Annotated in this window: 10 protein-coding genes and 1 pseudogene; 8 read left to right on the top strand and 3 right to left on the bottom strand. The window is 55.5% G+C overall.

Annotated features, from left to right (window positions below; genetic code table 11):
* Window positions 1–70 precede the first annotated feature (70 nt).
* The gene (locus tag ACZRJ6_RS25915) at window positions 71–667 is read left to right on the top strand and encodes a tail assembly protein (protein WP_463993564.1); all 597 of its coding nucleotides are present in this window, start codon (window positions 71–73) and stop codon (window positions 665–667) included.
* 13 nt (window positions 668–680) lie between these two features.
* Here the strand turns inward: ACZRJ6_RS25915 and ACZRJ6_RS25910 are convergent, their stop codons facing one another.
* Entirely contained in the window at window positions 681–1049 is a 369-nt protein-coding gene (locus tag ACZRJ6_RS25910; protein ID WP_463970565.1) for a hypothetical protein, read from the bottom strand.
* Between the two features lie 102 nt (window positions 1050–1151).
* On the opposite strand from ACZRJ6_RS25910, the gene ACZRJ6_RS25905 reads away from it, so the two are divergent.
* The 7 genes from ACZRJ6_RS25905 (at window position 1152) to ACZRJ6_RS25875 (ending at window position 8910) form a co-directional block, all read left to right on the top strand.
* Window positions 1152–4847 (top strand): TipJ family phage tail tip protein, encoded by a 3696-nt coding sequence (locus ACZRJ6_RS25905; RefSeq protein WP_463970566.1) that lies wholly within the window; start codon window positions 1152–1154, stop codon window positions 4845–4847.
* A 442-nt stretch (window positions 4848–5289) separates the two neighbouring features.
* Window positions 5290–5856 (top strand): hypothetical protein, encoded by a 567-nt coding sequence (locus ACZRJ6_RS25900; protein WP_463970567.1) that lies wholly within the window; start codon window positions 5290–5292, stop codon window positions 5854–5856.
* Between the two features lie 63 nt (window positions 5857–5919).
* Window positions 5920–6726 carry a hypothetical protein gene (locus ACZRJ6_RS25895; RefSeq protein ID WP_463970568.1) on the top strand — a complete coding sequence of 269 codons (807 nt, stop codon included), beginning with the start codon at window positions 5920–5922 and terminating at the stop codon, window positions 6724–6726.
* On the top strand, window positions 6723–7115 hold the full coding sequence (locus ACZRJ6_RS25890) for a hypothetical protein (RefSeq protein ID WP_463970569.1): 393 nt from the start codon (window positions 6723–6725) through the stop codon (window positions 7113–7115). Before ACZRJ6_RS25895 ends, ACZRJ6_RS25890 begins: the two co-directional genes overlap by 4 nt.
* A 249-nt stretch (window positions 7116–7364) precedes the next feature.
* The gene (locus tag ACZRJ6_RS25885) at window positions 7365–7790 is read left to right on the top strand and encodes a cell wall hydrolase (RefSeq protein ID WP_463970570.1); all 426 of its coding nucleotides are present in this window, start codon (window positions 7365–7367) and stop codon (window positions 7788–7790) included.
* Complete coding sequence (locus ACZRJ6_RS25880; protein WP_463970571.1) at window positions 7790–8311, top strand: lysis system i-spanin subunit Rz; 522 nt, start codon at window positions 7790–7792, stop codon at window positions 8309–8311. The genes ACZRJ6_RS25885 and ACZRJ6_RS25880 overlap by 1 nt, the downstream gene beginning before the upstream one ends.
* Before the next feature lie 122 nt (window positions 8312–8433).
* Window positions 8434–8910, top strand: coding sequence for a DUF3757 domain-containing protein (locus tag ACZRJ6_RS25875; RefSeq protein ID WP_463970572.1), 477 nt, complete (start codon window positions 8434–8436; stop codon window positions 8908–8910).
* On the opposite strand, the pseudogene ACZRJ6_RS25870 reads toward ACZRJ6_RS25875, so the two are convergent.
* Window positions 8902–9039: pseudogene (locus tag ACZRJ6_RS25870) on the bottom strand (DUF159 family protein); the annotation flags it as partial. The gene ACZRJ6_RS25875 and the pseudogene ACZRJ6_RS25870 sit on opposite strands and share 9 nt — an antisense overlap.
* A 64-nt stretch (window positions 9040–9103) precedes the next feature.
* Window positions 9104–9313: a hypothetical protein gene (locus ACZRJ6_RS25865; protein ID WP_463970573.1), complete on the bottom strand. Its 210-nt coding sequence runs from the start codon at window positions 9311–9313 to the stop codon at window positions 9104–9106.
* Window positions 9314–9459: the final 146 nt, after the last annotated feature.

Genomic DNA, 9459 nt, shown 5'->3' with positions numbered 1-9459 from the left:
ACCGCCTTGGGCTTTAGAAATTTAACCAATTACATAGCCAGGTGCTTGCTGAAGTCAGGAGGGTTTAGAAATCAGCTACACCCTTAAATGCGAAGAGCCTCTTTACGGTCAGCTCCGGCAATTCGGGCGCTCTTTCAGGCTATCTGTGCGAAGCCCAGGCGAGGCCATAAAGGCACTGTGTGTGCAGATCCCAGGTTTTGAGCGCTTCCTGTCCAACGCAAAGTCGCGCGGGATCGAGTTTGCAGTTTTCCGAGGGTCGAAAAATCTTGAGGAAAAAGAGCTCGGGTATTCCGGCGACGGTGACATCCGGATTGCCCCGGTAATCACAGGCAGTAAGCGAGGTGGCGCCCTCCAAACAATCATTGGGGCTGTGCTGATTGTTGTCGGCCTGGTGATCACCGGGGGTAGCTTCGGCACCATGGCGCCCTTCGGCTCTGCCTTGATCATGATGGGTGGATCTATGATTCTGGGTGGCGTCATCCAAATGCTTAGCCCTCAAGCGGGCGGCCTAAAGACCAGCGCCGCGCCAGAGAACACCCCCGGTTACGCTTTCGGTAGCGCCAAGAACACCACTGCATCCGGCAACCCGGTACCGCTGTGCTACGGCGAACGCCGATGGGGTGGGGCGATTATCAGCGCGGCGATTTATGCTGAAGATAGAGCTTGAGGCTCTACTTGGTTTAATCATGCCGCCCGACATTCGATTCACCATCAGTGTATACCTTTGCTAATTTCTCAAGACTTGAACTTCCTGCATAGTATTTCATTCGCTCAGCTCTGAGGTTTCTCCAAGCAAGCACATAAGAGTTTGATTTTTGTTGAGCCTTCAAGAAAGTTAGGATTGCAGTTGCTACTGCAACGTAAACGCTTATGTAGTCTTTGTGCTGAATTTCAATGCTAGAAGCAACGAGTACAGCGCCTATGCTTGAGGTTATTCCAAGCGTGTAATGAACTATCGCCCAGGAAAAGAAGCAGAGGTACCAATCCTTCAATGCTTTTTCAACGTCATTGAGTGTTTCTTTTTCGCATTGCTCAATGCTTCTATTCATGCGTCCACTCCTGTTGTTCTGTTTCTTACTGTATGTCGCGGAGATTGATTACTTAAATAAAGCTCATGAAGTTAAAAAATCAATTTTAATGGAGTAAATAGTATGGCTACGACGATGAGGGTGGAGGTGGCGGGTTCAAAAGGCGGCTCGGACAAGCCCAAGACACCAACTGAGGCGCCTGACAGCCTGCGCTCTGTCGCAATTGCCAAGATGCTGATCGCTGTGGGCGAGGGTGAGTTTGAAGGCACGCCAACGGCGCGAGACATCTTCCTCGACAACACACCACTGCAAGACCCGCAGGGGAACATGAACTTCCCGAACGTGAAGTGGGAGTGGCGCACCGGTGCAGTGGATCAGACCTATATCCAGGGCATTCCATCTGTTGAGAACGAAACCACCATCAGCACCGAGCTGCGTAGCGGTACGCCGTGGGTTCGGGCAATCAGCAACACTCAGCTTTCAGCGGTGCGCGTTCGCTTTGCTTGGCCGATGCTTCAGTCCATTGACGCTGGTGGCAACATTAACGGCTATCGGATCGCCTACAAGGTCGAGGTGGCCACCGACGGCGGCGCATACCAAGAAGTCCTGAATGAGGCCGTCGATGGCAAGACCACCAGCACCTACGAGCGTACCCGGCGAATCAATCTGCCGAGGGCGACTACGGGCTGGTTGCTCCGAATCACTCGGCTGACTGCCAATCAGAACAACAACAAAATCGCCGACACCATGCAGATTGCTGGTTTCACGGAAGTGATCGACGCAAAGATTCGGTACCCGAACACTGCGCTGCTCTACATCGAATTTTCGGCCGAGCAGTTCCGCAATATTCCCGCCGTAACAGTCCGCTGTAATGGCCGCAAGATGCAGGTCCCGAGCAACTACGACCCTGTGTCGCGCTCGTACACGGGGATTTGGGACGGCACATTCAAGCAAGCTTGGACCGATAACGCGGTTTGGATGACCTACGACATCACCACCGCTGACCGCTTCGGCCTTGGCCGCCGCATCAAGCCGTGGATGGTGGACAAGTGGGAGCTATACCGCATCTCCCAGTACTGCGACCAATTGGTGCCGGATGGCAAGGGCGGGCAGGAGCCTCGTTTCATCTGCAGCTTGAACCTACAAAGCAAGGCTGATGCCTGGTCGCTGCTGCGCGATATCTCCGCGATTTACCGAGGCATGACCTACTGGGCCCAGGGCCAGGTCTTTACCCTGTCGGACATGCCGCGCGCTACCGACTTCGACTTTGCCTACACCCGTGCGAACGTCATCGATGGCAAGTTCACCTATTTCAGCGCATCGGAGCGCACCCGCTACACCAGGGCGCTGATCAGCTACGACAACCCGGCGAACAACTACGACACCGACGTCACCGCGGTTACGGATCAAAAGCTGCAGCGCCGCTACGGCGACAACCCGCTGGAGATCAGCGCGATTGGCTGTACCCGCGAATCCGAGGCGCAGCGCCGGGGCAAGTGGGCTTTGCTCACCAACGTCAAGGATCGGGGTGTGACGTTCAAGGTTGGCCTCGACGGGCGTATCCCGCTGCCTGGCTACGTCATTCCGATTGCTGATGAGCTGCTGGCTGGTCGGCCTGTGGGCGGGCGCATCTCAGCTGTGAATGGCAAGGTCATCACTCTGGACCGCGACACCCAGGCCAAGCCGGGCGACCGGCTGATCCTGAACCTGCCCGATGGCAAGTGCGAGGGGCGAACCGTGCAACTGGTCAGCGGCCGGCAGGTCACGGTTACCACGTCGTACTCCGTCGCACCGGAGCGCGAACTGGTGTGGGCGCTCGACGCCGACGACCTGGCGATCCCGCTTTATCGCGTAACCAGCGTTTCCCGACCAGAGCCTGGCGTGTTCGAAATCTCGGCCATCCAGTACGACCCGAGCAAGTTCGCGCACATCGATACTGGCGCCCGGCTTGAAGAGCGGCCAATCAGCGTTGTTCCGATCACAGTGGTTCCGGCGCCGGCGAGCGTGACCATCACCTCGGCTCATGCAGTGAATCAAGGCATTGCCATCAGCACCATGAACATCTCCTGGCCCGCTGTGAATGGCGCTGTCGCCTATGACATTGAGTGGCGCAAGGACAGCGGAAATTGGATCAAGCTGCCGCGCACCGGATCGACCAGTGTGGACGTCACTGGCATTTACTCGGGTGCCTACTTGGCCCGGGTCCGTTCGGTGAGTGCTTTCGAGATCTCGTCGATCTGGAAAAGCTCCAACCTGACCAACCTTGAAGGCAAAGTCGGCCTTCCGCCGGCGGTGGCGTTCTTGAACACCGCCAGCCTGGTTTATGGCATCGGCATTCAATGGGGTTTCCCACCAGGTGCTGAAGACACCCAGCGCACGGAACTTTGGTACAGCCAATCTCCTGACCTGACGACTGCGATCAAACTGAGCGACTTCAGCTACCCGCAAGCCAAGCACGAGATGCAGAACATCCTGGCGGGGGCGAGCTTCTACTTCTGGGCTCGCCTGGTGGATCGTACCGGCAACGTCGGGCCGTTCTATCCAATCCCTGGCGCGATCAATGGCCGGGCCAGTTCGGACCAGACCGAGTACGACAAGTACTTTGCGGACAAAATCGGGAAGGGTGCGCTGTACCAGAGCCTGCGCGAAGAGATCGACCTGATCACTGGCGACGGTCCTGGCTCGGTTAACGATCGTCTGGAGCAGGCCAAGCAGGAGCTGGAAGACCTGATCTCGGAAGTAGTCGACGCTCTGGAGTATGTGCCCACAAAGACCTACGCCAAAGGCGACATGGTGCGAGTAGGGCAGCAACTGTTCCAGGCCACCACCGCGGTACCGATCAACACCACACCGCCGAATGCCAACTATTGGTTCAACCTGGGAACCATTGCCGAAACAAACGCGGCCATGGCTCTGGAGATCAGCAAGAACAAGGCCTCTATCGAGGAAGTGGATGGCAAGGTCACGGCTACAGCTGAGAAGCTGGACGGGGTTTATGCGCTGGTGAAATCTGACTCTGCGGGTTCGGAGGAGGGCAGCGCGGGCGACAGTACTTCATCTGCAGGAGCCTGGTCTTTGATGTCTGCTATTGCAGAGCGCGACTTTGCACAGTCCGTCAGGTCCGACGGGCTGGAAGCCAAGGTAGGGCAGAACGCAGCAAGTATTCTCGATGTGTCCACGGCCTCTGCAACAGCCACCTCGGCCTTGGCTGAAAGAGTTACGACGATGGGGGCCAAGGTTGCCAGCAATGAAGCGGCCTTCAAGTCTGAAACCACTGCGCTGGCCAATGCGGATAAAGCTTTGGCTGAAAAGGTTGAAACTGTTCAGGCAACCTCAGGCCAAAACACGGCAGCGATCCAGGAGACCAACCGAGTCCTGACCGAGACCGACGGCAAGGTCTCGGCCATGAAGACGCTCAAAGTCGAAACCACTTCCGGCGGCAAGAAGGTGATGGCCGGGCTTTCTCTGGGCTCCGACGGCGACACATCGGAGATCATCGCGTTCGCTCAGCGCTTCGCGATCGTGGATGAGGTGAGCGGGCAACTGATAACGCCATTCGTGGTTAGTGGTGGCCAGGTGTTCATCAATCAGGCGGTGATCAATAAAGCGTTTATTCAGGAAGTAATCCTGGGAATGACGCTGCGGTCTGAGGCTATGGATTCAAAAGGCCGACCTCTGCTTGAGATCAACGTGAAGGCAGGCACATTCACGCTTCGCAGTGCTGGTACCGGCGGGTCGTCGCTGCTCAACAACGACGGTCTTGCCGTGTATGACGTCAATGAACTTCTACGTGTATTGGTGGGGAGGCTTTCGCCATGAGCTTTGGAGTAAGGACGTGGAGTGCCAAAGGGGCGCTCGAAATGGATACGGATAGTTTTACTTATCAGGTGATTCACAACGTGCTGTATCAGCTTGCTATGGGGTCGGTAATCACTGTTCCAATAGCCGGCTTCGATCCGTCAAAATGCAGTGCGGTGGTACTTCCTACTCAGCCGGCGGCGAATAATTATTCGATGAGTGCCATGCCCTATCAGTCTGTCGCGATGGGGTCAGTTACGATTAGATCCAAACATCCCGCACAGCCGGCGTCAGATAACTACGGCTCGACTATTCAGTTTCGACTGCTAGTTGTGAGGTATAAAAATTGACATTTGGATTAATCGTTAAGAACGATAGTTTCTATGTGCAGATTGATTCGGATACTCCACGGCTATGCTCAATTTACAATGGGAACTACCTACCCTCGGGCAGGTTTTCTTATGTGACTTTTCCGGCTCCGATTACTACGGCTGAACCACCCTGCATATTTATTCAGAACTCGCCTTCCAGGCCTGGCGATATATATGACGGCATGACAGTAAATGGCGGTCCGGGAGCTTGGACAGGCTTCACCCTGAGTTCCAATAATACGAGCTACCTTCCTACAGGGAAGTGGTTTGCGGCAGTCTTTGCCTCGAAGTCCACAGCGGATTATGGCGTGCGTATGTGGGGGGCAGACAAAAAAGTTATCTACGACTCAGGCGCCACCCCTATCATATTCACCAGGGCCAGCCACTCCTGGTCTTATCAAGGCGTGATTACGGAAGGTAGTCAAGGCCGGGGATATGCCTGGAGAAATGCTCTGACGGGGCCGCTGTTGTCAGATGAATATTTTATGATAAATCCATTGTCGCGCGGAATTCTGCAATATCATTTTAATGCGGCAACATTAGGTGTTCGGTTCAATTATTCCGGAAACTATTTGCAGGTTTATTCCTTTTCTGCCATTTCCCCCTGGACTGATTTGGGTTCTCCAGCAGCTATCTTTGCAAGACTCCCCGGCACTTAATTGATACTTGCTGATTGATCTACACAGCCGCCTTGAGCGGTTTTTTTTCGTCTGGAGAACAGTATGGCAAGACAAGAAATTATTCTGGGCACTCCACCGCAGGGCCTTGGTGGTGATCCGCCGCGTACGGCCAGCATGAAGATCAATGCGATGACGGCCGAGCTTTATGCCGCGACAGGGGAGCTGGTTAAAGTTGCCTCACCCACTGACATCACGGCTGGTAGGCTTGTGACACCGGGTCATGGGGGAATGGGGGGATCTAGAGCAATAGACAAACAGCCTACCGATAGCGCGGACACGCTGCCTGCAATAAACGCTCGGTTTATTTTTGGTAATGGTGGCTCAGCCCTCCCGTATCCATACGTCTACATTGACCAATTGGCTAGTGGAGATGGGGCGTGGACTCGCCAAATTGCTTACGCAGTAAACTCTGCCGGGGTGTGGGAACGCTATTTTATCGCAGGTGCTGCTGCTGGCACCCCTTGGTCCCCCGTATACAACGGAGTTAACGCACTGGAAGACCCAGCAAGCGGCGGGCTAATGTCGTCCGCTTTAGTTGGCGGGTATCTTGTAAACAAGTACGCAAATGGTGAGGTTAATATCAGAGGCGCTGCCCCGACAACTGCTGTGCTTGCAGCTAACAGTGTCAGTACGGCAGTTACCGTTAACCTGCCTATAGCCCTAGTTAACGGCGCTGTAGGATATAAGTTCTCATCCGCCACCCTTGTCCAGGCACTTGTATCTTACGATCAATATGGGGTTGTCTCTGAGACCCTTCCATCCCCGTCGGTCCTTAGCGTGCTAATTAGAAACGGGGCAACCGCACAGGCGTTTGTAATGACAATTAACGTATGGGGGCGCTGGAAATGAAAATTAAACTATTCCCATTCTTGACCGACTGGCCGCTTGAAGCTTCCGTTAACGGTGACAGCCTCACCATCAACGGCGAGGTAATCGACCTGTCCCAATTACCAGAAGGCCACCGCCTGCCGGGTTCAGCTGTAGGCAATCCGTTCTTTGTCGAGACCGAGTACGTGGAACGTAAGGACGGAGTTCTGCACCTCACCCTGCGCCTGCCCGTTGATTGGGATAGTCCAGAGGAATACCGCAATCCGCCTGAGCCAATCATCCTTGATGTGAGTTCCGGTCCAGTAGACTTCCCGGACACCACCCCGCCAGCACCACCAGCGGTTGAGTTACCTGTAATTGAAGAATCCAACCAGGAGGAACCAGAAAATGGTGGACTGGAGCAAGCTTGAACTGATCAAAACGGACCAAGATCTGGCTGGCCAAATTAGCCTAGACCAAGCCCGCGCATACCTAAAGGAAACCGACTGGCACGCCTTTGCTCTATTGGAAGACGAGACGCCCATCCCTCCGGACGTCAAGGTAGCGCGCACCGCCGCACGGGTAACTATCAACCAGTTGGCCCCGCCGCCCGCATCCTGAGTTCTTCCCGAACACCGCTACCCGCCACTGAGCGGGTTTATTTTTGCCTGGAGAAAAGCATGACTGCATTCGAAAAAGACCGGGACATTCTGGCGCGCACGCTGTGGGGCGAGGCAAGGGGTGAGGGTTTTGAAGGCCAGATCGCCGTCGCCTGGACCATCCGCAACCGTGTGTTCGACGGCAAGGCCAAGTCCTGGTGGGGCGAAGGCTATGCCGGTGTGTGCCTGAAGCCCTGGCAGTTCAGCTGCTGGAACCAGAACGATCCGAACTACGCCTACCTGAGTGGCGCCAAGCCGATCCCGGCCGCTCAGTTCGCCCAGGCCCAGCGAGCAGCTGACCAGGTGATGTCGGGCGCGGTGCCTGATCCAACTGGCGGGGCCACGCACTACTACGCGACCACGATGCCCAAGGCTCCGGCCTGGGCGGCGAAGGCCGGGCAGACACTGCGGCTGGGGCATCACGTCTTTTTCAAGGATGTGCCGTGATGACGCCCGTACAGAAGCTGGCCGGGCTGGTGGTGCTGATCCTGGTGCTGATGGCCAGTGCCGCCGGCTTCATCTGGCAGGTACAGGAATGGCGCATGGGCAAGAAACTGGCGGAGCAGGCCGGCCAGCACCAGGGAGAACTGGCCGAGGTCAGCGCGGCGGCCGCCGAGCAGATGAGCGCCGAGCAGGACAAGCGCCTGGCTCTGGAGAAGACGCTGGCCACCTCAGATCAACTACACACCCGAGAACTTTCCGATGCTCAACGCAACCAGGCTCTGCTGCGCGACCGCCTTGCTACTGCTGATGTGCGGCTGTCAGTCCTTCTCGACGCCACGGATTCAGCCAGTGGCTGCGACGTGCCTGCCACCCCCGGCGCCGTCGGCGTGGTTCATGCAGCCCGTAGAGCCCGACTTGACCCGGCGCATGCTCAAAGAATTGTCTCTATCACCGATGAGGGAGACAACGGACTGATCGCGTTGCGGGCGTGCCAGGCGTACGTCAGGGTTATTTCGCGTAGGTAGCACGCCATACGGGAGGGTGATAAAAGTAGGAAAAATCTCCGGAAGGCTCAGAAAAGTCCTATATGCATAAATTCTTTTGCTGGTTAAAAGGAACTTCCTGAAAACCACAATGGTATTTGTCGGTGCGTTTTTTTATTTGGTGTGGCGTGATCGTGTCACCGCTATTCATGGGTTTGGCTGCCGAAGCTGGTAGCCAGTACTTTGATATCCCGGTTTGGCCCGGTGACGAAGAGTCATGCCCGTCCCCTAGAAGCATACAAAACACCCGGGGGGTATTTAGCTCGCCAGCCAAATCGGAAGGTGTTGATTGGGTCGGTGTGCTACCCGGTGACGGGATCGCTAGTGTCGTGGCATTTGATAAAGCGGTTTTTGTGTTGACTGAAGAAAACTCAGAAACTCGCGGATTTTTAATCAGCTGCATCTACACCACATCGGAGGGAAGATATCTGAGAATGAGGCCAAATACTGGAAATAAGCATGATGAGATCATGTGGATTGACAGGTCTTCTTCATGGAAGAGATCTGGTGATTTTTCATCAAAAACAATTTTGGAGTGTTCGGACAAGGGCGAGCGCGCATGTGGATTTTTTTTAAAGTGACGACATCGGAGTGATCAGCTCGGGCCCCTTGTTCCGCACATTGCCCACGGCAGTGTCGATCTTGAACCATTCGAAGACCTCGGCCGGCTCATCCTGGTGCAACACCATCTGCTCGGCACGCTCCTTGGGCAAGCAGCCCAGGCAGAGAGCTGCTTAACCTGGTAGTAGGGGCGTCAGGGGCGAGATAGCAGAATCACTCGGGCGCCATGAGGACAGCCAGGGTCAGCTTGATGAACTCTTCGTTCCGGTCGATGCCTTCCAATGCGCCACGCACGTTCTCGGCCACCTCGGCGCCGCCGTGCTGCTCCACCCAATTGGTCAGCTCCATGATGGAGGCTTCAAGGGATAGCTGGTTTTCGTAGAGCTTGGACAGCAGGGAAGGGAGCAGATCTGAGTTCGGCATCGGTGTTCCTCCGTGGAGTGAACAGCGTAGCAGTTTAATTGCGTGAGCCAAGCCAGCGCTTGAGTGTCTGCTTTCGACCCTAAGCAGTCATTCGGTTTATGGACTTTTGAACAAAATGCGCCAAAGTTGATCCGGCCCGCCACAAC

It is taken from the genome of Pseudomonas sp. C321, assembly GCF_055407105.1.
The sequence above is the reverse complement of the archived record's forward strand: the minus strand, read 5'-3'. Positions and strand labels throughout refer to the sequence as shown.